The 23424-nt window shown below is 70.4% G+C and carries 23 protein-coding genes and 1 pseudogene; 4 read left to right on the forward strand and 20 right to left on the reverse strand.

All coding sequences use genetic code 11. From position 1 onward, the window contains the following. Positions 1-47: 47 nt before the first annotated feature. From FPZ47_RS18935 to pncA, 15 genes and pseudogenes are all read right to left on the reverse strand, one after another. The gene (locus FPZ47_RS18935; protein WP_144951723.1) at positions 48-935 is read right to left on the reverse strand and encodes a formate/nitrite transporter family protein; all 888 of its coding nucleotides are present in this window, start codon (positions 933-935) and stop codon (positions 48-50) included. A gap of 46 nt (positions 936-981) precedes the next feature. After that, a complete protein-coding gene (locus FPZ47_RS18940; RefSeq protein WP_144951721.1) occupies positions 982-1245 on the reverse strand; it encodes an anti-sigma factor in 264 nt (87 codons plus the stop codon). After that, complete coding sequence (locus FPZ47_RS18945; RefSeq protein WP_144951753.1) at positions 1242-1871, reverse strand: RNA polymerase sigma factor; 630 nt, start codon at positions 1869-1871, stop codon at positions 1242-1244. Before FPZ47_RS18945 ends, FPZ47_RS18940 begins: the two co-directional genes overlap by 4 nt. Positions 1872-1881: 10 nt before the next feature. Then, the gene (locus FPZ47_RS18950) at positions 1882-2949 is read right to left on the reverse strand and encodes an acyl-CoA dehydrogenase family protein (RefSeq protein ID WP_144951719.1); all 1068 of its coding nucleotides are present in this window, start codon (positions 2947-2949) and stop codon (positions 1882-1884) included. Then, positions 2946-3431 (reverse strand): cyanase, encoded by a 486-nt coding sequence (gene cynS, locus FPZ47_RS18955; protein ID WP_144951717.1) that lies wholly within the window; start codon positions 3429-3431, stop codon positions 2946-2948. Before cynS ends, FPZ47_RS18950 begins: the two co-directional genes overlap by 4 nt. Before the next feature lie 10 nt (positions 3432-3441). Further along, positions 3442-3966 carry an OsmC family protein gene (locus tag FPZ47_RS18960; RefSeq protein ID WP_144951715.1) on the reverse strand — a complete coding sequence of 175 codons (525 nt, stop codon included), beginning with the start codon at positions 3964-3966 and terminating at the stop codon, positions 3442-3444. 221 nt (positions 3967-4187) lie between these two features. Next, on the reverse strand, positions 4188-5024 hold the full coding sequence (locus FPZ47_RS18965) for a DUF3097 domain-containing protein (RefSeq protein ID WP_144951713.1): 837 nt from the start codon (positions 5022-5024) through the stop codon (positions 4188-4190). Between the two features lie 429 nt (positions 5025-5453). Beyond that, positions 5454-7154: a PPE family protein gene (locus FPZ47_RS18970; protein WP_210419940.1), complete on the reverse strand. Its 1701-nt coding sequence runs from the start codon at positions 7152-7154 to the stop codon at positions 5454-5456. 174 nt (positions 7155-7328) lie between these two features. Continuing rightward, positions 7329-8303: a patatin-like phospholipase family protein gene (locus FPZ47_RS18975; protein WP_168209499.1), complete on the reverse strand. Its 975-nt coding sequence runs from the start codon at positions 8301-8303 to the stop codon at positions 7329-7331. Between the two features lie 50 nt (positions 8304-8353). Next, the gene (locus tag FPZ47_RS18980) at positions 8354-9439 is read right to left on the reverse strand and encodes an ABC transporter ATP-binding protein (protein ID WP_144951709.1); all 1086 of its coding nucleotides are present in this window, start codon (positions 9437-9439) and stop codon (positions 8354-8356) included. A 2-nt stretch (positions 9440-9441) separates the two neighbouring features. Beyond that, entirely contained in the window at positions 9442-10266 is an 825-nt protein-coding gene (locus tag FPZ47_RS18985; RefSeq protein ID WP_144951749.1) for a carbohydrate ABC transporter permease, read from the reverse strand. A 13-nt stretch (positions 10267-10279) separates the two neighbouring features. After that, on the reverse strand, positions 10280-11206 hold the full coding sequence (locus FPZ47_RS18990) for a carbohydrate ABC transporter permease (protein ID WP_144951707.1): 927 nt from the start codon (positions 11204-11206) through the stop codon (positions 10280-10282). Continuing rightward, a complete protein-coding gene (locus tag FPZ47_RS18995; protein WP_144951705.1) occupies positions 11203-12531 on the reverse strand; it encodes an ABC transporter substrate-binding protein in 1329 nt (442 codons plus the stop codon). The genes FPZ47_RS18990 and FPZ47_RS18995 overlap by 4 nt, the downstream gene beginning before the upstream one ends. A gap of 92 nt (positions 12532-12623) precedes the next feature. Continuing rightward, a pseudogene (locus tag FPZ47_RS19000) lies at positions 12624-13287 on the reverse strand (transporter). After that, a complete protein-coding gene (gene pncA / locus FPZ47_RS19005) occupies positions 13287-13847 on the reverse strand; it encodes a pyrazinamidase PncA (protein ID WP_168209500.1) in 561 nt (186 codons plus the stop codon). The pseudogene FPZ47_RS19000 and the gene pncA overlap by 1 nt, the downstream one beginning before the upstream one ends. 115 nt (positions 13848-13962) lie before the next feature. On the opposite strand from pncA, the gene FPZ47_RS19010 reads away from it, so the two are divergent. Continuing rightward, positions 13963-14799: a DoxX family protein gene (locus FPZ47_RS19010; protein ID WP_144951701.1), complete on the forward strand. Its 837-nt coding sequence runs from the start codon at positions 13963-13965 to the stop codon at positions 14797-14799. A 23-nt stretch (positions 14800-14822) separates the two neighbouring features. On the opposite strand, the gene FPZ47_RS19015 is transcribed toward FPZ47_RS19010, so the two are convergent. The 3 genes from FPZ47_RS19015 to FPZ47_RS19025 are packed head-to-tail and all read right to left on the reverse strand — an operon-like array spanning position 14823 to position 18879. Continuing rightward, positions 14823-15377, reverse strand: a complete 555-nt coding sequence (locus FPZ47_RS19015; RefSeq protein WP_144951699.1) for a gluconokinase — start codon at positions 15375-15377, stop codon at positions 14823-14825. Continuing rightward, complete coding sequence (locus FPZ47_RS19020; RefSeq protein WP_144951747.1) at positions 15350-17356, reverse strand: DUF7064 domain-containing protein; 2007 nt, start codon at positions 17354-17356, stop codon at positions 15350-15352. The genes FPZ47_RS19015 and FPZ47_RS19020 overlap by 28 nt, the downstream gene beginning before the upstream one ends. A gap of 17 nt (positions 17357-17373) precedes the next feature. After that, the gene (locus tag FPZ47_RS19025) at positions 17374-18879 is read right to left on the reverse strand and encodes a carboxylesterase/lipase family protein (protein ID WP_144951697.1); all 1506 of its coding nucleotides are present in this window, start codon (positions 18877-18879) and stop codon (positions 17374-17376) included. An 88-nt stretch (positions 18880-18967) separates the two neighbouring features. On the opposite strand from FPZ47_RS19025, the gene FPZ47_RS19030 reads away from it, so the two are divergent. The 3 genes from FPZ47_RS19030 (at position 18968) to FPZ47_RS19035 (ending at position 22491) form a co-directional block, all read left to right on the forward strand. Further along, complete coding sequence (locus FPZ47_RS19030) at positions 18968-19642, forward strand: hypothetical protein (protein WP_144951695.1); 675 nt, start codon at positions 18968-18970, stop codon at positions 19640-19642. A gap of 99 nt (positions 19643-19741) precedes the next feature. Next, positions 19742-19891, forward strand: a complete 150-nt coding sequence (locus FPZ47_RS28450; RefSeq protein WP_168209501.1) for a hypothetical protein — start codon at positions 19742-19744, stop codon at positions 19889-19891. Next, complete coding sequence (locus FPZ47_RS19035) at positions 19888-22491, forward strand: cation-translocating P-type ATPase (protein ID WP_144951693.1); 2604 nt, start codon at positions 19888-19890, stop codon at positions 22489-22491. The genes FPZ47_RS28450 and FPZ47_RS19035 overlap by 4 nt, the downstream gene beginning before the upstream one ends. A gap of 9 nt (positions 22492-22500) precedes the next feature. Here FPZ47_RS19035 and FPZ47_RS19040 read toward each other — a convergent pair whose 3' ends face one another. Next, positions 22501-23001: a PaaI family thioesterase gene (locus FPZ47_RS19040; protein ID WP_144951691.1), complete on the reverse strand. Its 501-nt coding sequence runs from the start codon at positions 22999-23001 to the stop codon at positions 22501-22503. Positions 23002-23061: 60 nt separating this feature from the next. Then, positions 23062-23424: PEP-utilizing enzyme (locus FPZ47_RS19045; RefSeq protein ID WP_246859869.1), on the reverse strand; the 363-nt coding region annotated here is incomplete at its 5' end.

Genomic DNA, 23424 nt, shown 5'->3' on the forward strand with positions numbered 1-23424 from the left:
GAGGGCTTTCGCGGCGGTGGACGCGTCGCCGGGCCGTAACGGTCCCGTCACCGGCCGGCCATGAGGCGGGGCCGCTGCAGCTGCGCGATAACCCAGAAAGGCAGCGCCACAAACAAGGTTCCACCGATCAGATTGCCCACCGTGGTGATGCAGATGTTGGTCAGCAGGCCGTCCTCGCCTAAGCCCCAGCCGATCCCGGCGCGTGGCGCCGCCGGGTGGAACAGGTTGAGCATCAACGGCAGACCCAGGAATCCGGCGTTGGCGATGACGTGCTGGGTGCCGCCGATCACGAAGGCGAAGGGGCCGTAGAACGCGAAGGCCATCCGCGCCACGTCGCTGCGGGCCTTGAAGTACATGCACATCGCCGTCTGCAGGAACCACGTGCACACCACCGCCAGGAGCAGCGCGGTCCAGAACGGATGGCCGGCCTTCTGGGCACCCACGGCCGCCGCCCGCTCAGCGAAGGCACCCAGGTAAGGGCCACCGGCGGCACCGCAGACGGCGACGAACACCAGCGCGCCCGCGATGTTACCGACGAGGCCGACGACGACCAGGAACGCGTAGCCGCCCGCGCTCATATCGCCCTTGAGCACGGCGAGGAAGCCGGCGGCCATGTCCGCGGTGATCAGCGACATGCCCGATACCAGGATCAGGACGAACGACATGCCGAACGCCAAACCCATCAGCAGGCTCGCGACGCCCGGGGTCTTCACGCCGGTGCTGACGACCAGTGCGAGCAGTACCCCGAAGGCCACCATCGCCCCGCCGACCAGGGAGCGCATCAGAAACGCCCAGGGATGCGCCGCCTTTTCGACCGCCATGGCGGCCACCCGGTCCACCATGGCCCCGATGCCGAGCGGCTCGAACGGGTCCCCGCCCGCCTGGTCGGCCGCCGGCGCCGTCATCGGCGCCACAGGTGAAATTAGCTGAGCCATTATGGTTTTCCTTTCGTGAGGCGTTACCGTGCCGCGTCAAGCAGCGTCAGCGGCCGTCCCTGAACGCGGCGATGCCGTGGATGACCCCGGCGATGTGCTCGTCGCTGAGCTGCTGCCCGTCGAAGACGTGGCTGAGCAGGATTCGGAGGTCGAGCATCTGTTGCAGGTAGACCAGACACGGCGGGCACTCGTCGAGGTGCCGGCTCACGATCGCACCCCAGCGCCGCGGATCGGAGTCCACGAGATCGTCGACGAGACGCACGAATTCGACGCAGTCGATGGCGGGAACTGTCTTGTCGTGGACGGTCATCGTGGGTACCGCTTCTCCAGTGCGTTGCGAAGGTTTCCCCGGGCGCGGTAGAGCAGTGCGCGCTGCGCCTCGGCGGACAGGTCAAGGGTGCGGGCCGCCTCTTCGGCGGACATGCCGACGACGTCGCGAAGGATGACCAGCTGCCGTTGCCGCTGCGGCAGCGCATCCAGCGCGGCCCGCACGTGGCCGACGATCTCCTGCGTCATGGTCTGGTCTTCGGGCAGGAAACGCCGCGACGGTGGGGCGCTCCAGTGCCCGGCATCGGGATGTCCGGCGGGGTGCATGCGACCCGACAGCGGGTCGGTGGCCTCGGCTCCTGCCGAGGCCAGCACCTCGTGGTCGCGGATGCGGGACTCGCGCCGCCGATGCCGCGACGCGGTGTTTCTGACGATCCCGAACAGCCAGGTGCTCACCGATGAACGGCCCTGGAACGAGCACGAGGACTGCATCACCTGCACCCAGGCCTCCTGCACCGCTTCCTCGGCGAGCACCGGCGAATCCACCATGGTCCGTGCGAAGTTCACCATCGGGCGGTGAAAGTCACGCACCAGCACGGCCAGCGGGATCCCGCCGACCAGGTGCCGGCATGCGGTGTCCTCGGGCGGCAGCACCACCGGGGTCACCATCGATCCGCGCTCAGGCACATCGGGCCAGTTCCCAGCGCAGCTGCGCCTCCGACGGCGACTGCACGGGGATGAAGGCCGCTTCCCGGTAGCGCCGGCTGGCCGCCGTCCTGCTCGCATACCCTTTGCCGCCCGCGGTACGGATCTCCAGATCCGCACTGGCGCTGGAGAGTTCGGCAGCGGTGAGCCGCAGCGCCAACAGCTGCCTCCTGGTCGGCTGGGCGGGGCCGCCGACCGCCGCCGCCAAGCCGGCCAACGTCATCTCCGCGCACGCGAGCCGGCCCGCGATGCGGTCCACGTCGGCGGCGAAGACGGCATTGACCCCCGTGAGCCCACGCCGGCTCTCCTCGACCGTCGTCTTGGTCAGGCCCAGGCACATGGCCGACTGCAGGACGAGGAACGTCGGACGCACGGCCTGCAGGAACCCGTCGAAGTCGCGGGACAGCACCTGCTCCGGGCCGATGCGGACGCCCTCGAGGGTCAAACACGACGAGGCGGTGCTGCCCATGGCCAGCAGTTCGAAGTGGTCGCCGACGGACACGCCCGGCGTGTCCAACGGCAATGCCACGATGAGCTTTTCGCCGGCGTCGGTGCGTACCGCGGTGACCATGGTCGAGTCGCGATAGAGGTTGCTGGCCCATCTGATCGCGCCGGACAGCTCGTAACCGTCGGCCACCGGTGTGGCCGTCAGGTCGAGGCTGCCGCAGCCGGCCGCCTCCTTGAACGCCGACGCCATGCCGGTGACGCCCGGTGTGGTGCCGGCAAGCAGCGGCTGGACCGCGGCCATGCTGAACGGCGTTGCGGCCGTGAGCAGGTACTCCACCGCCATCCGGTGGGCCCATAGCGAGAACCCCGTGCTCATACACTCCCCGGAAATCAGCCGGATCACCTCGGCCATGTCGGGAAGCCCACCGTCGGCGTTGCCCGGCGCGCCGACCCCGAGCAGGCCGGCCGCACCCAGTGCGGTGAAGCTGCGACGGGAATGCTGCTCACCGCGGTCCAACACCGCGGCATGGGCCCGGATGTCTTCCAGAAGTTCGAGATCCACTCGGCTGGCCGCGGAATCCATTGTCGTCGTCATGTGAGTACCTCCTCAGCCTGCCGGGCGGCGTGTTGCCATGCGTAGTCGAGAAACTTGCCGTCGAAGGTGACGACCACCCTGTCGCCCCGGGGGTCGGGTCGCCGCTGCACGCTGAGCTGAAAGTTGATCGCGCTCATGATGCCGTCGCCGAATTCCTCGTGAATGAGTTCTTTGATCGCCGGGCCGTAGACAGCCAGCGCCTCGTGAAACCGGTAGATCGTCGGGTCTTTCGCCTCGGCGGCGTCCGGACACCGGTAGGGTGTCGCCTGCAGCACCGCCACGGCCTCGTCGTCGAGGTCGAGGAGCGATGCGACCGTCGCCGCATCGGCGGCCGCGAGCGGATGCTGGCCGAGCAGCGCCGCGACGGTCCATACCGGGTCCTTGCCGATCGTTTCGGCGATTTTCGCCCAGCTCAACCCGTGTTCGACACGGGCTACCCGAATGACCTCGGCGAGGCCGGTTTTGGTCAATGTGGTTGTCACGGTGGGCTTCCTATCCGGTGCACAGGGTCGAGTCGACGCTGACCGGGTTGCGGAACGTGTTCACCACGGGCGACCAGGCGATCGCGTTGTCGTGGATCTCCTTGAGCGTCGCCTCGTCGACGTCTGCGGCCAGGGTCACCCTGCAGCGAACCGCGCTGAAGCCCAGGGGCTTGCCGTCGGGGGTGTCCCCGACCCCCCACACGGCGGAGATGTCGATGTCGCCCTGCATCTCGACCTCGATCTTGGTGAGGGTCACGCCCCGGTGCGTCGCGTTGGCGAGCATGCCGACCGAGATGCAGGAGCCCAGCGCGGCCAGGGCGGTTTCCGACGGGTTGGGCGCCGAGTCGTCGCCCAGCAGCGCCGGCGGCTCCCCCACCAGCATCGGCGCGAGGTCGCGCACGTAGGTCATGTTGCGGAACCCGGCCTCGCACACCGTGGTGGCCTTCAGGGTCTTCTTGCCGGTCGCGGGGTCGGCCTTGGCAGTGCACGACAACCGGTCCAGGCCTGCGGCGTCGATGACGAGCGCGTCGGTCATGTACTTCCTCCGTTTCTCGCTGGCTATGGGGTCTTCACGGGGTTAGTGCTCCGCGGGCGCCCGTGCGTGACGGCGAGCGAGACTGATTTACACCGACGACACGAAACATCACTTCGCTGAAACATCGCGGCCGCCCGGCGGGTGAATTATGGCCCCGACGAGAGGCATTCGTCGCGCCGAGTATCGCGCGAGCGCGGCGCCCGCGGAGTGTGCGGCCGGGCTCAGGACTCCGTCGGCTGCGTCACGAAGTCGATGAGCTCCTCGACCCGGCCGATCAGCGCGGGCTCGAGATCGTTCCAGTCGCGCACGCGCGACCGGATGTGCCGCCAGGCCCTGGCGATGTCCGCCTGGGCGGCGTGCGGCAGGCCCAGGGCTTCGCAGGCGCCGTGCTTCCATTCCAGGTGCCGCGGCACCTGCGGCCAGGCTTTCAGGCCCAACCGCTGCGGCTTGACGGCCTGCCAGATGTCGACGTAGGGGTGGCCGACGACCAGCGTGTCATCGCCGCCCGGTCCGCGCCGCACCGCGTCGGCGATGCGTGCCTCCTTGGAACCCGCGACGAGGTGGTCGACGAGCACACCGAGCCGGCGCCCCGGGCCGGGCCCGAACGCGGCCACGATGTCCACCAGGTCGTCCACGCCGCCGAGGTGCTCGACGACGACGCCCTCGACTTTGAGGTCTTCGCCCCAGACCTGCGCGACGAGCTCGGCGTCATGGCGTCCCTCTACGTAGATCCGGCTGGCGCGCGCAACCCGGGCGCGGGCGCGCGGCACCGCGACGGACCCCGACGCCGTCCTGGCCGGCGCGCCCGGCGCGGCGCGGCGCGGCGCGGTGAGGATCACCGGACGCCCCTCGATCAGGTAACCCGGCCCGAGGGGAAAGCCGCGCGTGCGGCCGTGCCGGTCTTCCAGGTCGACCCGACCGTACTCGACCCGCACCACGGCGCCGACATAGCCCGTCTGCGCGTCCTCGACTACCAGGCCCGGCTCGGCGGGGTGCTCGGTCGAACGGGGCGTGCGCCGGCCGGCGGCCAGCACGTCGGTTCCATAGCGATCCACCACGCCGGCAATACTAGGAAGGTCCGCGGGTGATCGCCGGTGCGGCGCGCCCGGGGCCGACATCACAATTCGCGGGTTACCTATTATCGCCTGGGGCACCGGCAAGTGGTTCGTGCGCAGAACGTTCGATCGTACGGCTTGGAGGCACGCCTCAGGTGGTTCAGAAATGTCGCGAACCCCGCGATGCCGACACCCGCCCCATCCCCGCGCCCGCCCCGGCGGAGTTACGGGCCGGTGCATCGAGATGGTCGCGTGAGCCGCCGTCGAGCAAAAGATGTTCTAAAACAACGGATTTGAGGATTCCGACAGCCGCCTGGCTCGCCGCCGCCGCCGTGCCGACCACTCGCAGCGACGGGGACCCGCGGGTTGCGCAACGCCACCCTCCCGGGAATCCCCGGACGGCCCGACCAGCCGGGTTTGTGGTCGTGGCGCCTACAGGTTCCCCAGGCTGAATAACCCGGACAAGAAGTTGCCTTCGTTGAGCAGTCCGGAGAGGTAACCGGCTTGATCGGAAACAGAATTCGGTGCGCCGGTGTTGAAGTAGCCCGAAATATGGCCGTTGGGTGAGCCACCGCTTGCCGTGTTGAAGAAGCCCGAGGTGTACCCGCCACTTGACGTGTTGAAGAAGCCCGAGGAGTCGGTGCCGACGTTGCCGACGCCCGAGTTGCCGGCGCCACTGTCGGTGGCGTACCCGACGCCGGTGTTGGTGCTGCCCGCGTTCCACAGGCCCGTGTTGTAGCTCCCGGAATTCGAGTTGCCGGTGTTGTAGCTGCCGGAGTTGTTGGCGCCGGTGTCGAAACTGCCGGCGTTGGCGGCGCCGGTGTTGTACTGGCCGGAGTTTTCCAGCCCGGTGTTGAACACACCGGAGTTTCCGAGGCCGAAGTTGGCGATGCCCGAGTTGCCGATGCCGAACTGGCCGCCGCCGCCGGAGTTGCCGATGCCCCAGTTCGCGGCGTAGTTCACTGGGTTACTGGGATTGAAACTGCCGACGCTGGCGTTGCCGATGCCGACGTTGCCGCTGCCGGAGTTGAAGAAGCCGATGTTGTCGGTGCCGGAGTTGCCGAACCCGATGTTGCCGCTGCCCGAGTTCAGCCCGCCGAGGTTGAACTGGCCGGTCGCGGCGTTGTAGTAGGTGTTGCCGATGCCGATCTCGTTGCTGCCGTTCAAACCAAACCCGATGTCGTTGCTGCCGGTGTTGCCGCCGCCGTAACTGTAGTTGCCGGTGTTGCCGACACCGAAGTTGCCGGTGCCGCTGTTGCCCAACCCGAAGTTGTAGTTCCCCGAGTTACCCAGGCCGATGTTGCCGTACCCGTTGGTTAGCTTTGTAGATCCCGGAACCATTTGACCGCTGTTGCCCAGGCCGATGTTGCCGGCGCCGTAGTTGCCGGCGCCGTAGTTGCCGCTGCCGGTGTTGCCGCTGCCGAAGTTGTTGGAGCCCTTGTTGCCCAGGCCGATGTTGCCGCTGCCGAGGTTGCCGTTGCCGACGTTGGCGTTGCCGGTGTTGCCGCTGCCGAAGTTGGCGCTGCCCTTATTGCCCACACCCAGATTGCTGACCCCCGCGGTCGCCGCGGCGTTCCCCCGACCGCCCAGCACCCCGGGCAGACCGGCCAGCATCTGGTGCAGACCCTGCACCGGCGCCATCTGCGCGACCGCCGCCGACGCCCCCGAGTAATACGCCGACATCGCCGAGACGTCGCGGGCCCACATCTCCTCGTACTCGGATTCCAGCGCCGCGATCGCCGGCGCGTTCAGCCCGAACCAGTTCGACATCACCATCTGCACGAACGAGTTGCGGTTGAGCGCCACCATGGCCGGCTGCACCGTGGCCGACTGCGCCGCCTCGAACGCGCTGACCACCGCGCGGGCCTGCCCCGCCGCGCCCGACGCGTGCGCCGCCGCCTGACTGAGCCACCCCGCATACGGGGTCGCCGCGGCCATCATCGCCTGCGCCGCCGGGCCCTGCCACGCCTGACCCGTCAGATTCGACGTCACCGACGAAAACGACGACGCCGCCGACCCCAACTCCGAGGCCAGACCGTCCCACGCCGTCGCCGCCGCCAGCATCGGCGCCGGCCCCGCACCCGAGAACATCCGCAACGAATTGATCTCTGGCGGCATTGTCATGAAGCTCATCGGACCCGTCCTTTACCTCTCGGCACCGTAGGGGACGCCGATTAGTGTAGCCCTCACCACATCCGACTTTCCGATTTTTGTTTCAGAAAAATTCGGACCCGACCAGGTGAACGTCGTCCGGACTGCCGCGGCCACCCCCGTGGGCCCGCGACGCCAACCCGCACGGGCGCCGCGCTACCGCGCCCGGCGCCCCGGCGGCCCGCAGGCCACCAGATAGTCCGCGTAATCCCATGCCGCCAGAAATTGCCGGCCCGCTCGCAGACCGCTTTGGTACAGGGCATCCCGCTGCTGGGCGGAAAGGCCGAAATCGATGGGACTGACCTCGCCGGCGGGGACGAAAATGGTGCGCCGCACGGTGCACGGGTCGTCGATGTAGGCGTTGTCCTGGTTACTCACCAGTGTTTCTATGGCGGCGATGCCCAGCGACACCGGGCCGTGCACCGGGTGGGTGGGCGGAATGCCGGGGCGCGCCGACAAGCGGATGCCGAACGTCGGCCAGCGGGGCCGGCCGGCGGGTTCGTCGAACAACTGCACCGGGAAATCCGACAGCAGTCCGCCGTCGACCCAGGTGGCGCCGGCCACGCGGACCGGTTGGAACACGTACGGGATCGCCGCCGAGGCGTGCACGGCGCGGGCCACCGGGAAGTCGTCCGGGTCCACGCCGTAGTCGGGCAGGTCCCACGGGATGCGCACCAGGCGGCGTCGGGACAGGTCGCTGGCGGTCACGACCAGTGACCATGCGAACTGGTCGGGCTTCTCGCCGGTGCGCAGGTCGGCGAAGGTGCGCACGCCCAACTCGCCCAGCAGTCCGGCCAGCAGCCGTTCCAGGTAGGCCCCGCGATAGACACCGTCGGACACCAGCAGCGACAGTCCCCCGCCGATGACGGGTACCCGCCCGATCGGGCTGCGGTCGAGGAACTTTCGGTAATCGATGTCGCGCATCACGTCGGTGAGCCGGCTCAGCGGTTCGCCGGCCACCTGCAGGGCGGCCAGCAGCGAGGCGACGATGGCGCCCGCGCTGCTGCCGGCGACGCGGGGGAACCGGTAGCCGGCTTGAGCCAGCGCGTCCACCGCGCCGACCAGTCCGATGCCCCGCACGCCGCCGCCTTCGCACACCAGATCGGCGTGTGCCACGCTCACGGCCGCCACCTTAGCCCCGATCCGGCAGGGCGCCGCGCGGCACGCCGGACGTACGGCACTCAGCGAATGCGGTGGCCGTCGGCGCCGAAGAAATGCACGTGCCCGGGCTCGGGATGCAGCCACACGCGGCTGCCCCGCTGCGGTGGCCGGCGCCCGTCGGCCCGCGCCACGACGGTCTGCTCGACAGCGTTGCCCGACAGGGCGATCCGCCCGTAGAGGTAGGCATCCGCCCCGAGCTCCTCGACCACGTCGACCCGCATCTCGAGGCCCCTGGCGGCCCCGGGGCCGCCGCCCACCGCGAAATGTTCAGGACGAACTCCCACGACCACCTCGGCCCCGAGGGAGGCGACCTCGCGTGGTACCGGGATCAGCCAATCCCCCAGCGACACAGCCGAATCCACGATCGGCAGGGTGAACAGGTTCATCGCGGGCGAGCCGATGAAGCCGGCCACGAAGACGTTGGCGGGATTGTGGTAGAGCTCGCGGGGCGCAGCGACCTGTTGCAGCACCCCGTCGCACAGTACGGCGACACGGTCGCCCATCGTCATGGCCTCCACCTGGTCGTGGGTGACATAGACGGTGGTGGTGCCGAGTCGCCGTTGGAGTGCGGCGATCTGGTTGCGCGTCTGGACCCGCAGTTTGGCGTCGAGATTGGACAGCGGCTCGTCCATCAGGAACACCTGCGGACGGCGCACGAGGGCGCGTCCCATCGCCACCCGCTGGCGTTGCCCCCCGGACAGGTCCTTGGGTTTGCGGTCCAGATACGGCCGCAGGTCGAGCAGTTCGGCCGCGGCCAGCACCCGCTCGCGGATCTCGGCCTTGGGCGTCTTGGCGATCTTCAACGCGAAGCCCATGTTCTGCGCGACCGTCATGTGTGGGTAGAGGGCGTAGTTCTGGAAGACCATCGCGACGTCGCGATACTTCGGGTCGACGTCGGTGACGTCGCGGTCGCCGATGCGGATGCGTCCGGAATCCAGCGTCTCCAGTCCGGCCACCATCCGCAGCGAGGTCGTCTTGCCGCACCCGGACGGGCCCACCAGCACGACGAACTCGCCGTCGCCGACCACCAGGTCCAGCCCGTCCAGGGCCGGCCGGTCCGCGCCCGGGTAGCGGCGGGTCGCCCGTTCGAAACTCACCGAAGCCACGACTAGCCACCGAGCCCGGTCACGGCGATGCCGCGGACGAAGGACCGCTGCGCGATGGCGTAGATGAGCACCAGCGGCAGCATGATCAGCATGGACGTCGCCATGAGCACCGGCCAGCGGGCGGCGTACTCCCCGCGCATCCGGACCAGGCCGAGGGTCAGCGTGGCCAGACTGTCGCGCTGGATCATCAACAGCGGCCACAGAAAATCGTTCCACACGTTGACCCACGTGAGCACCGCGAGCACCAGCACCGCGGGCCTGGCATGGGGCAGCAGAACCCGCCGGTAGACCTGCCACGAAGAGCACCCGTCGAGGATCGCGGCTTCCTCCAGATCGGTGGGCAGGGTCAGGAAGAACTGCCGCATCAGGTAGGTGCCGAAGGCGCTGCCGAACAAACCGGGCACGATCATCGCCCAGGGCGTGTCGACCCAGCCGAGGGTCCGCATCAGGATGAACTGCGGGATGACGGTGACCGTCAGCGGCACCATCAGGGTGGTCAGGTACACGAAGAACAGCGCATCGCGGCCGCGGAATTGCAGCCGCGCGAACGCATATCCGGCCAGCGAGCAGAAGAACACCTGCCCGGCCGTGACGCAGCCGGCATAGAGCACCGTGTTGAAGAACATCCGCCAGAACGGCATCAACGCGAACACTTCGGTGTAGTTCGACCACTGCGGCCGCGCCGGCCACAACGTCGGCTCGGTGACCTCGCCCTCCTTCTTCAAGGATCCCGAGACCGCCCAGGCGATCGGGAACAGCGCACTGCAGGCGATGCCGATCAGGGCCGTGTAGATGACCACGGTCCGGATGGCGTTGCGCTTGAACATGCGCGTGGGGTGCTCAACCAAGCCCACGGGAAGCCTCCCAGGAGCGACGCCGCGTGATGCGTAACTGCAGCACGGTCAACACCAGCAGGATGGCGAATATCACCCACGCCAGCGCGGAGGCATATCCGAACTCCAGGAACGAGAACGCGTGCTGGAACAGCATGATGCCCAGCACGTACGTCGCGGTCTCCGGACCGCCGTTGGGCCCGTTGAGGACATACACCAGGTCGAACGCCTGGAAGGCGTGGATGACCGAGATGACGACCACGAACGACATGGCACCCCGGATCATGGGCACGGTGATGGAGACGAACTGTCGTATCCCGCCCGCACCGTCGATCCTGGCGGCCTCGTAGAGGTTTCCCGGCACCCCCTGCATTGCGGCCAGCAGCACGACGCTGGCGAACGGCACGCTCCGCCACACGCTGACCATGCACAGCGACACCATGGCCCATTGCGGTTGGATCAGCCAGGGAACCGGGCCGACCCCGGCCCAGCCGAGCACGATGTTGAGCAACCCGTTGTCGGTGTCGAAGGCGAACTGCCACACGACCGCCATCACCACCGAGGAGATGGCCAGCGGCAGGAACACGATGGTGCGAAAGATGCCGATGCCCTTGACTTCCCGGCTCAGCACGGCGGCCACGACGAGGCTGACCAGCACGGTCGGCACCACGGTGCCGACCGTGAGAACCACCGTGTTGCGAAGCGCGATGACAAACAACGGGTCGGACGTGAGGTCCCCGAAGTTCTTCAGGCCCACGAACTTCGGCGGTGTGAACAGGTCCCACTGCTGAAAGCTCATGTACAGCGAGAACCCGAGCGGGAACAGCATGAAGACGCAGACCGCGGCCAGGTTCGGCGCCACGAACAGCCGGCCCGCCCGGGCGCGTCGTCGCAGCGGGCGGGCGCCCGGGGAGCGTGTGCGGATCGGTGTCATGGGTTGCGCAGCACCTCGGCGAGGGCGTGCGACATCCCGGCCAGCGTCGTCGCGGGCTTCGACCCGCGCAGCACGGGACCGAAGTTGCGGTCCATCAGGGCGCTGACCTTCTCCCATGCCGGGGTGATCGGCAACGCCTCGGAGTGGGCCGGACCTTCGGTGAGCACGGACAGGTTGCGCAACCGGGCGTGGGCCGCGGCGAACCCGCGGGAGGTCAGCGCGGAGCGTAGCGCCGGCACGAAAAGACACGATTCACCGATCAGAGACTGCCCGACGGGTCCGGTCGCGAATTTGACGAATTCCCAGGCCTGGGCCTTGCGTTGGCTGCTCGCCGAGATGGCCAGGCCGGTGGCGCCGATGTTGGAACAGGCCGCATGCCCCTTCGGCAGCGCCGGCCCCGTCGGAAGTGGCGCGACGTCGAACTCCAGGCCGTCGGCGCGCAGGAACGTCTGATAGCGCCAGTGGCCGCCCAGCGCGATCGCCGCCTTGCCGGCCGCGAACAGGTTGGGCGTGGACATCGACTGGGTCTCCGAGGCGGTGGGCGCCACCTGGTGCTTGGTGGCCAGGTCGGCGTAGAACTGCACCGCCTCGATGAACGCGTCGTCCCCGAAATTGAAGTGGCTGGGGTTCTTCAGCGGGGTCGACCACGGCACGCCGTTGTTCATGGCGAACAGCCCCGCCGACGCATACGGCAGGAACGTGTCGACGAAACCCCACTGCGTGGCCCGCCCGGATCCGTCCCGCCTGGTGAGCGCGGAAGCGGCGTCCAGGAACTCACCGAACGTCCAGGGCTGCGCCCACGTCCCGGGCGGTGCCGGCGCCCCGGCCGCGGCGAACAGGCGCTTGTTGTAGTACAGGTAGTTCCCGGACCACTGCTCGGGGAACGCGTACTGGCCCCCGTTGAACGAGAAGACGTCGTAGAGCGGGCCGAGGCGGTCGGCCTCGAGCTCGGCGGCGAACGCCCGATCGCGCGCCAGCATCGTGTTCAGGTCGAGCAACACTCCCCGGTCGGCCAATTCGGCGTAGGTCGATTCCCAGGCCATCAGCACGTCGGGACATCGGCCGCCGGCGCAGAACGTCGAGACCTGCTGCATCACGCCGGGCCCGGACAACAGTGTCCGAACCTTGATGTCGGGGTGGCGGCGCCGGAACGCGTCGACGACGCGCATCCTGGCGTCGCGTTCGTCCGGGTTGGCCGCGAAGAAGAAGACGAGCGCATCGTCGCCGCCGGAACTGCAGCCGCCCGCGGCCGGCGCCAGCGCCGCCGCGGCGAGCGCGCCGGCACCCCGCAGCAGGCCCCGCCGTGGGATCGGCTCATCGAGCATGGTGCTCCCCGGTCTTCGGTTTCGGCCGGTCGCGCGCCGGCCACGTCCAGTGTCCTTGGTACCCGATGCACGTGTTGTCGCGCGGGCGGCGATCAGGCGGGGAAGTACCGGATCCGGTTGATCGCGTTGGCCCGCCGGGCCACGTCGGCGAACAGGACGGCACGCCCGTGCCCCGAGTTCAGCGCGACGGCCACGGTGGGTCCGGCGCCATTCATCCTGGTGCAGCCCCCGCCCTCGGGTTGCCCGGCGAGCTCGGCGAGGCCGAGGGGCTGGTCGTCGCCCAAAGTTATTGGGGAGTTTGGGGACAGGGCGCGCGCCGCGGTGCTCATGTCGCCACGGGTCAGCGCGCCCAGGAACGCCTCGACCCACTTCTTGTGCCGCGCCCCCACGCGGCGGAAGCCGGCCACGAAGCCGGCGGTCCCCCGCAACCCCTGGTTGGCCAGCAATCCCCGCGACAGCTGCGCGGCCGGACCGATCGCCGCCGAACCGGCGCCGAGGAACTGCAGCATCATCGCGGGCAACTCCCAATACGCTCGCAGCCGGGCAATCTGCCACCGGCCGTCACCTCCTCGGAGGTCTTCCCGAAGGTCATAGCGCAGGAACGCGGGAATGTGCATCGTCACGGCCGGGCCCATCGCCACCTCGGCCGTCCGGCGCGAACAACCCGACCCAGCCGGCGCGGTCGTGCGCCGTCGCCGCCTGCGGCGAGCGCTCCACCGCGGCGAGGAGACGCCCCCGATCCAGCGGCACGACCATCAGGCCGCCTCGGCCAGCTCGACGCCCGCGGACCGCATCTCGGCCAGGGCCCGCGCGGCCGCATCCGTGTCGACGGGGCGGGTCAGGTTGACCAGCACGCGCGTCGCCAGACCGGCCCGCGCCGCATCCTCGGCGGTGCGCTTGACGCAGTGGTCGGTGGCGATGCCGACGATGTCGACCGCGTCGACGCCGCGCCGGCGCAACCACGCCAGCAGGGAGGTCCCGTGTTCGTCGACGCCCTCGAAACCGCTGAAGCCGGCGGTGTGGGCGCCTTTGCAGAAGACCGCCTCGATCGGTCCGGTGTCGAGTCCGGGAGGAAAGTCCGCACCGGGGCTGCCCGCGATGCAGTGCGGCGGCCACGACGACGAATAGTCCGGCCGATCGGAGAAGTGGTCTCCCGGGTCGACGTGGCAGTCCTTGGTCGCCACGACATGGCGGTAGCCCGGGCCGCCCGCCAGATAGCCGTTGATCGCCGACGCCAGGGCGGCGCCGCCGGCGACCGCCAGCGGCCCACCCTCGCAGAAGTCGTTCTGCACGTCGACGATGATCAACGCCCGCACGGGGTCCACCCTATCGCCGCCGAGGCCGCGAACCGTCGGCTGCGAATACGGTCCACCGGCTTGGCCCGGCGGGCGCGGCGGTTTGTTTGCGGGCCGGCGGGGTAACCAGGCTGCCATGTTGATCCGCAGAATTGCGCGGCCGCTCTTGTCGGTCGTGTTCATCGGGCAAGGAATCGATTCACTGCGCAACCCCAAGGCCGCGGCGGAAGCCGCGGCACCCGCGGTGGGGGGCCTGCAGGCGTTGCCGGACCCGGTGGGCAGCAGCATTCCGAGCAACCCGCAGACCGTCGCGCAGCTCAACGCGGCCGTCCAGATCGGGGCCGGCCTGCTGCTGGCCACCGGGCGGATGCCGCGTGTCGCGTCGGCGGCCCTGGCTGTCACCATCCTGCCTGCCAACCTCGGCGCGCACATGTTCTGGAGCGAGACCGACCCGCAGCGCAAAGCGGAAAAGCGCAAGGACTTCCTGACGGACCTCAGCCTGCTGGGCGGGTTGCTGATCGCGGCCGCCGACACCGCGGGCAAGCCGTCGCTGGGGTGGCGCGGCCGCCGGGCGGCCGAGCGGCTCTCGGATGCGGTCTCGTCGGCGCTGCCGGACTTCTCGGACGGGGCCGACACCGACTTCGACGAGCTCGGCGAGAAGATCGTGCACGGATTGCAGGCGCGCGCCGAGCGCGGCCGCGAACTGGCCCTCGAGGCCGTCGAAAAGGCCGAACCGTTGACCAAGAAGGCACGCGCACGCGGCGAAAAACTGGCTTCCGAGGTCGCGGAGATCGCCGAGCAGCCCTGGGCCCGGTCCGCCCGCAAGCGTGGCCGCGAACTGGCCGACACCGCCCGGGTTCGCGGCGAGCACCTCGCCGAATCCGCGCGCCACCTCGCCGATTCCGCGAACGGCCACGCGGCCGAGGACGCGCTGGAGCGGGTCGGCTCGAAGGTCAGGCGCCGACTTCGCTGAACGCACTTGTGGTGCAGCGGGTTTCAGTTCCCGTCGGGCCGCCGCGCCGCCGACGCGGACAGGAAGGCATCGATGATCGCCTCGACGTCCCGGCCGACATCGACGGTGACACCCGATTCGTCGGCGCCGAGCGGCTCGAGCGCCTCGAACTGCGACCGCAGCAGCGCGGCCGGCATGAAATGACCCGTCCTGGCGGCCACCCGGCCGCCGATGAGCTCCGGTGAACCGCTCAGGTGCAGGAACTCCACGCGTGGGCAGTGCGCGCGCAACCGGTCGCGGTAGGTGCGCTTGAGCGCCGAACAGCTCGCCACGCCGCCGGCGCGGTGGCCCGCCAGCCACTCGCCGACCACGTCCAGCCACGGGCGGCGATCGTCGTCGTCGAGCGGTTCGCCGGCGGCCATCTTGGCGATGCTGGCCGGCGGGTGCAGGGTGTCGGCGTCGACGAACGGGACCCGCAACCGTTGCGCCAGAGCCGAACCCACCGTCGACTTGCCCGAGCCCGAGACACCCATCACCACGATCGGCGACGGCGCACGGGCCCGGCCTTCGCTCACCCGGTCGCCAGGTTGCGGTTCCATTCCACCCAGCCGACGCCGCGGCGGCCGTCCGTGGTGGTGACGGTGACCCAGGCACGCGGGAACTGGCTGACCCGCCCGTCGGGGGAAACCAGCCGCACCGGCGCCTGGCCGCGCACGGCGATGTCCGCGGCGATCCCGCCCGGGTCGAAGGCCAACGTCGCATCGCGCGGTAACCCGTTGGCGCCGAAGGTTTCCCGCGCGTCGAGGGTCTGCACCTCGGTGAGGTGGTGGTCGGCGTCCTGCACGTAGCCGACGCTGAAGGCCGGGGCCCCGGGTATGCGGATGTTCACCCCGTGCAGGTGGGTGCCGTCCTCGAGGTGCAGCGCGCTCCAGATCCAGTCCATGCTCCACCAGTCGCGCACCCCCCAGGAGTGGTCGCGCTGCCCGGGCACGGACTCGACGCGGTAGCCGGTGCCGTCCACGCTGACGGTGCCCGAGACCCTGCACGGGATTTCGTAGCGCGTCGTGAGCCGGTACATGTACGGGGCGCCGTCGGTGGCCCACACCAGATGCATCGTCAGCTCGACCGGGGTTCCGGGCTCCCCGCGCAGCAGGGCCGCCGGGTCGTCGTACGCCCGGGCCCTTGCGCGGACGTCGACGCGGTAGGTCTGCAGCGCGGCGGAGGCCGAGTGGCCCAGCTCCAGGGTGTCGGTGCGCAGCGCCCACGGGTCGGCGGGCAGCGGGACCAGCGCGTCGACGGCGACCGTGGGCATCTCGGGGCCGCACAGCAGCGCGTGCACCAACGCCTGCCGCTGGTTGGCGATCAGGCCGAGCCGGAACCAGCCGCCCAATCCCTGTGCGGGATCGGCGAAGTCGGCGTACCAGCTTTCGCTCCACAGCGGTTCGGCGGTCGGGGCGTGCGCGAGTTCGTCGTCGTGCGACGGTCGCAGCGGCTCGGGTGTCGCGGCGTCCGGCAGCGTCGCCAGCGCGTCGGTGTCGAGCACGTGCTCACAGTGCCGTTGCAGCATCGTCATGAACATCCGGTCGCCGCGCTCGGTGCGCTCCACCAGCATCGAGGAGACGATCGCCATCATCACCCCGAAAAAGCTCTGGCGGCGCACACCTTCGGCGACGTCGGCGAGGCTGACGGGGGCGTCCGGCCCCAGCGCCTCGTGGTAGGCCCGCAGCAACGCGTCGTAGTGCGCGCGGCGGTCCCGCGTCGACAGGGCGCAGCCCAAAAAGTACGCCAGGTCGGTCAGCGCCGGGCCCCACGAGACGGTCTGCCAGTCGACCACGGTCAACGCGCGGTCGGCCCCCTCGGTACCGAACAGCATGTTGTCCAGGCGGTAGTCGCCGTGCACCAGGCCCTGGATCCGGCCGGGTTCGGACTCCTGGGCCAGGTAGGCGTCGAACGAGGCCACCAGGCGTTCGCACACCAGGCGGTGACCCGGCTCGATCTGGTCGCCGTAGCGGTCGACGAAACCGGCATACAGCGGGGTGATCATCGCCTGGCGCAGCGGCGACTCGCGGTTGAGCCACGGCGCCTCGGCCAGCGCCGGGTCCCCGAGCAGCGGGCCGTGCAGCCGGCCCAGCTCCTCGACACCGAGGCGGGCCTGTTCGGTTGTGGCACCGGCGATCTCGTCGCCGACGACCGCCGGGCCCGCGTCACCGAGCAGCAGGTCGAAGACGCCGGTCGAGGTGTCGACCGCGGCGTGGTAGCAGGGCGCGACCGGGCCGCCCAGGCGTGGCGCGATATCGCCGTAGAAGCAGACCTCACGTTCGTAGAGACCCAGCGCCAGCCCGGTCTGGCGACTCATCGGATCGGTCGCGGCGACCTTCAGCACCACCGACTCGGGCCGGTCGGGGCGGAGGGCCCCGTCCGCGTAGGTGAGCCGCACCCGGTAGCACTCGCTCATCTGGCCGGTGCCGATGCGCTCCGCGGTGAACTCCGCGACCGGCCCGGCGCCGATCGCCGCGGTCAGCCAGGCGGCCGTGAGGTCACCGGGTCGTTCGATGACTTGTTCGGTGTCGGCGTGCATGGGGTCAGCGTGCCAGGTCAACGTGCCAGTGAAAAGCCTTCCCAGGCCATCCTGCGGTGCGGATGCGGGTCGAACTCGACGCGGCACCTGCTGTCGAAAACCATGACGGCGCGGTCCTGCGCGGTGTAGGCGGGCCAGTCGTCGCCGGGTACCCCGGTGTGGCTGAAGGACCGCCAGCGGCGCTGCACCTGGTTGCTGACCCGCAGTGCGGCACCCCGGTCGGCGGCGGCGGTCAGCAACGCGCCGAACCGGGTCCGGTAGATGTCGAAGACCGCGAACAACTCGGTGGCATGCGTGGCGCCCAGACCCGACCAGCGCAGGGTCCGCGGGGCGTAGTCGTAGCGGTACAGGTAGGTGGGCGCGTGGGCGCCGTGGGCCTCGGCGATCTGCCAGGCCGCCGAGCCGAACGCGAAGTCGCCGCCGAGCTGGATGCACGCCGAGGACGCGGGGTAGTCGGGGTAGGCGGCGGTGATGCGTTCGCGCGCGGCCGGTTCGGCGTCGGCCAGCAGTTCCTCGACCATCGATTGGTTGGTGGGCAGCATCCGCAGGAAGCGGGTGAACAACCGGCCCTCTTCGGCGTTGGTCCCCACGATGAGCGGCACCCGGTGCGCATGCCCGCGCCGCATCGCCTCGACGGGGTCGGCGGGCAGCACGTCGTCACCGAAGACCGGACCGATCGGAAAGGCACCCAGCCTGTCCTTCATGCCCTGGTCGAGCAGGCGGTGCTGCGTGTCGACCAACTGCTGCGGCGACGCCTGCATCAGGGCCTGCGCGGCGTCCTGACGCCGCGCGCCGAGCAGTTCGGCGAAGCGCGTCGCGAACTCGGCGGCGGTCTCCCCGGGCCGCGTCATGCCCGAGGCCGGGCTTTCCGCGATCGCCCGGGTGAACAGCCCCGCGGCGGCGGGCACCGCCAGCAGCGTGGCGGTGATGTGCGCGCCCGCGCTTTCGCCGAAGATGGTGACGTTGTCCGGGTCGCCGCCGAACGCCGCGATGTTGTCGCGGACCCACTGCAGCGCCAGCACCAGGTCGCGCAGGAACAGGTTGCCGTCGATGGTGACGTCCGGTGTCGACAGCGACGACAGGTCCAGGCAGCCCAGCGCGCCCAGCCGGTAGTTCACCGACACGTAGACGCAGCCGCGGCGCGCCAGCGCCGCACCGTCGTACAGCGGCGTCGCCGAACTGCCCAGAATGTAGCCGCCGCCGTGGATGAAGACCATCACCGGAAGCGGTTGCGCACCAACGGATTCGGGGGTGACGACGTTGAGCGTGAGGCAGTCCTCGCTCGTGGGCTGGTACTTGCCGACACCGAGCAGCGTGTAGCGCCGCTGCTGGGGCGCGCAGCTGCCGAATCCGTGGCAGTGCCGCACGCCCGACCAGGCCCGGGCGGGCTGCGGGGCCCGGAAGCGCAGGGCGCCCAGCGGGGGACGGGCATACGGGATGGATCGCCACCGGTTCACCCCGTTCCGGGTGAAACCTTCGACGATGCCGGCGGCCGTGTGCACGCGGACGGTGCGCTCATGCATGACCCGACCGTAACCGACACGACGCGCAGAACGCGCGCGCAGCGCCTCATTCGGGGCCGGTGCGCAGCCGGGCGGCTAGCCTGGCTCAATGCGGATCGCCGCGCTGGTCGCGCTGACGTTGCTGGTCGCCGGCTGCTCACACGGCCACCCCGGTCAGTCCCGGCCCGGCACCGGGGCGCCCGGGAGCACCCCGGCGACGACCACCACCGCGTCGGGCAAGCCGGCTCCGTCGGCCGCGCCGGCCGCGGACGCCGCGATCGCGCAGGTGATCGCCTGGATCGAGGCGGGTCACCCCGCCGACCCCGCCGGCTTCCACACCGCGACGCGCGACGGCGTCGTTACCCCACTCGGCGACGACATCGCGTTCACCGCCCAGGCCGGCAAAGTCGCGTGCATGACCGACGCCAAACACACCGGCCCGGCGCCGGTTTGCCTGGTCGAGCTGACCAATCCCCCGCCCGCGCCCGCGACGGCCTACGGCGAATGGAAAGGCGGCTGGGTCTTTTTCGACGGGACGAACCTGCAGGTGGGCGCGGCCCGCGGCGACCCGGGTCCGTTCGTCGACGGTGACGGGCCCGCACTGGCCGACGGGGATTCGCTGTCTTTCGGCGACTACCGCTGCCGGGCCGATCGGTCGGGGCTGTTCTGCGTGAACTACGCCCACCGGTCGGCGGTGCGGTTCGGCACGGCCGGAATCGAGCCGTTCGGCTGCCTGCAGCCCGTGCCGCCGCCCGACGGCGTCGGCCTCGCGTTCGCCTGCTGAGCCCGCGCGGGCACCATGTCACCAACCGGTCGTGACCTTGGGCTCTATCCGGCGGCGTCGCGCCGGTCTTCGCTGGCTGAGGAGCGAGTGGGAGGTGGCATGGGCGCGGTCGGGGTGGTCGGCCTGGTGGTGGCGGGCGTGGTGATCGCGTCGGTGCTGTGCCTGACCGCCATCGGCATTGCCGTCGGTTGGGTGCGGCGGCGACCGGCGAACCACGCCCACGGTGAACATCCGCGTGGCACGCGATGAGCATCGCGGGTCCCGCGCAGATGCGGGCGGGATTGACGTCGAAGGAGGCCGCGGCGCGCCTGAGAGCCGAGGGCCCCAACCGGCTGCCGGTGGCGCGCCGGATCCCGGCCTGGCGGCGGCTGCTCGCCGAGATGGTGCACTTCTTCGCGCTGTTGTTCTGGGTGGCCGGCGCGCTGGCGTTCGTCGCGGGGATGCCCCAGCTGGGTGTGGCAGTCTTCGTCGTCATCGTGCTCAACGGCCTGTTCGCGTTCGCTCAGGAACAGCGCGCCGAGCACGCGGCCGAGCGGTTGAGCGAGCTGCTGCCGCGGCGCGCCACCGTCGTCCGCGACGGGGTGGCGGGGCAGGTGCCGGCCGAAGACCTGGTGGTCGGCGACGTGGTGCTGCTTGCCGAGGGCGACCGCATCTCGGCCGACCTGCGGCTGGACGTCGTGCATGCGCTGGCGGTGGACACCTCGGCGCTCACCGGCGAGAGTGTGCCCGAGCACCCCGCGGTGGGCCAGGCCGCGCCGGCGGGCTGTTTCGTGATCGAAGGCGAGGCCCGGGCCACGGTCGAGGCAACCGGCCAAAACACCCGGCTGGCCGGGATCGCCCGCCTGACCCAGGCGCAGCGGCCCGCACCGACCCCGCTGCGCAAAGAGCTCGACCGCGTGTCGCGCATCATCGCCGTGGTCGCCGTCATGGTCGGGGCGGTGTTCTTCGGTGTCGCGCTGCTGGTCGGCACGCCGCCCTCCGCCGGATTTCTGTTCGCGGTCGGGGTGACGGTCGCCGTGGTGCCCGAGGGCCTGCTGCCGACCGTCACCCTGTCGCTGGCGATGGGGGCCCAGCGGATGGCCGGCCGGCATGCGCTGGTGCGCAATCTCGATGCGGTGGAGACGCTGGGCTCGACGACCTTCATCTGCACCGACAAAACCGGCACCCTGACCCGCAACGAGATGTCGGTGGTCGAGGTGTGGATGCCCGACGGCACCGCCACCATCGACGGCAACGGCTACGAACCCGTGGCCACGGTTCACTGGGCCGGGGACGACGCCCCGCTGCGGGACGTCGCATGGGTGGCCGCGCGGTGCTCGTCGGGGCGGGTGAGCGAGAAGGACGGCCGCTGGGTCCCGCACGGCGATCCGATGGAGGCGGCGCTGGACGCCTTCGCGCGCCGGGTCGGCGTCGACACCGACGACGGCGCCCACGCGGCCCCGGAGCGGGCGCGGTTCCCGTTCGACGCCCGGCGGCGCCGCATGTCCGTGGTCACCGGGAACCGGGTGCTGGTCAAAGGCGCTCCCGATTCGGTCTTTCCGCGTTGTGCGGTGCCGCCCGGCGCGGTCGAGGCGCTGCGGGCGCTGGCCCGCCGCGGCCTGCGCGTGCTCGCAGTCGCCGCGCGAGACCTCACCACCGCCGAAGCGCCGGGTTCGGCGGCCGAGGCCGAGCGCGACCTGACGCTGCTGGGGCTGATCGCGCTGGAAGACCCGCCGCGCCAGGGTGCGGCTGCGGCGTTGGCCGCGTGCCGGCGCGCCGGCATCCGGGTCGCCATGGTGACCGGCGATCACCCCGACACCGCCAGGGCCATCGCCGCCGAGGTGGGCCTGCTCGGGCCGGAGCAACTCGTGGTGACCGGCCGCGACCTGCCCGCCGCGGATGCGGACCTCGGCGCGCTGCTCGACCACGACGGCGTCGTCGTCGCCCGGGTCACCCCCGAGGACAAGCTGCGCATCGCCCGGGCGCTGCGCCACCGCGGTCACGTCGTGGCCATGACCGGCGACGGGGTCAACGACGCGCCGGCCCTACGCGAAGCGGCGATCGGGGTGGCCATGGGCCGGTCCGGCACCGACGTGGCCCGCGAGGCCAGCGACCTGGTGTTGCTCGACGACAACTTCAGCACCATCGTCGCCGCCGTCGAACAGGGCCGGGCCACGTTCGCCAACCTGCGCCGCTTTCTGACCTACCACCTCACCGACAACGTGGCCGAGCTCGCCCCGTTCGTTGTGTGGGCACTCAGCGCGGGGACGTTCCCCCTCGCGATCGGGGTGCTGCAGGTGTTGGCGCTCGACATCGGCACCGACGTCCTGCCCGCCCTGGCGTTGGGTGCCGAGCCGGCCGCGGCGCACGTGCTCGATCGGCCCCCGACGCACGGGCACCTGCTGGACGGGCGCCTGTTCGCGCGCGCGTTCGGGGTGCTGGGCCCGGTCGAGGCCGCCGTGGAGCTCGGCGCCTTCCTGACCGCGTTCCTCGCCCTCGGCTGGCGACCCGGTGCGCCCTTCCCCCACGGTCCGGCGCTGCTCGCGGCCTCGGGTGCCGCGTTCAGCGCCGTGGTGTTCGGGCAGGTGGCCAACGCCTTCGCCTGCCGCAGCACGCTGCGCCCCGCCTGGACCGTTCCGTGGCGGACCAACCGTCTGCTGCTGGGCGCCGTTGCCGCCGAACTCGCGATGCTGGCGGCCTTCCTGTATGTGCCACCGCTCGCGCACCTGCTCGGCCAAACCGGCCCGTCGCGGGCCGGATGGCTGACCGCCCTGCTCGCCGTGCCCGCCGTCCTCGCCGCCGACACGATGTACAAGCGGCTCCGGGGGTCGGGGCCGGGCCCCCGGGCCCGGCGTCGTCGCGTCGGGTGAAAGCACGCGTCACCAGGCGACGGCAAGCTCCTTCATCCCGTGGATGGCGGCTTCTTTGCAGCTGAGCTTTTCGGGCGGTACGGCCAATCTCAGCCCGGGCAGCCGCCGCGCCAGACAGTGAGATTCCGGCCGGGCCGGACGACTTCTCCGCGCGCCCAGCAGGAAGCTGCCCACCGCCGGAGACAGCAGGTTGACCTTCAATTTCACCGTCAGCACGCGGGTCGCCGGAGCCATAAGAGTCAGCGCCGCATAACCGCACGCGTTATCGAGTGCGGAGATCCCGACGCCGGCATGAAAGAACCCGCATGAAAGAACCGGCATAAAAGAACCGGCATAAAAGAAATTGTCCTGTTGGGTAAGCCCCGTCGAGAACGGCACGTGGATCTCGACCATTCCCGGCTCGATGGTTTCCAGCCGAGCGGCAAAGGTCGCCAACAGCCCCTGCCGAGCGAAACTCCCCAGCACTCGCCGTTCGTAGTCGGGATCACGAGGTTCGAAACCAGAGCTCATGAGCTGAACGGTATCTGCGCAGGGCGGTTAACTCGCCGCGGCTCGGTCATTGTTGTCGAATCAAGGGGTGCTGGTGTTTTCCGGACGCGGCGGATGACCGTCCGGGCCCGGTTCGAGCACCTGAATTTCGCCCGTGGCGCCGTCCACCTCGACGAGGGCCCCGGATGGCAGCAACCGGGTGGCGCCCTGGGCGTCGACCACACACGGAAAGCCGAACTCGCGGGCCACCACGGCCGCGTGCGACAGCGGCCCGCCCAGCTCGGTGACCACCGCCGCCGCGTAGCAGAAGGCGGCCGTATACCCGACGTCGGTGACCTCGGCGACGAGGATCTCCCCGGGTTGCAGGTCGTCGATCGTCTCGGGCCGCACGATGCGCACCCGCCCGCGTACCCGTCCCCCGCACACCCCGACGCCGCGCAGCGT

This window comes from Mycobacterium helveticum, assembly GCF_007714205.1.
Lineage (GTDB): Bacteria > Actinomycetota > Actinomycetes > Mycobacteriales > Mycobacteriaceae > Mycobacterium > Mycobacterium helveticum.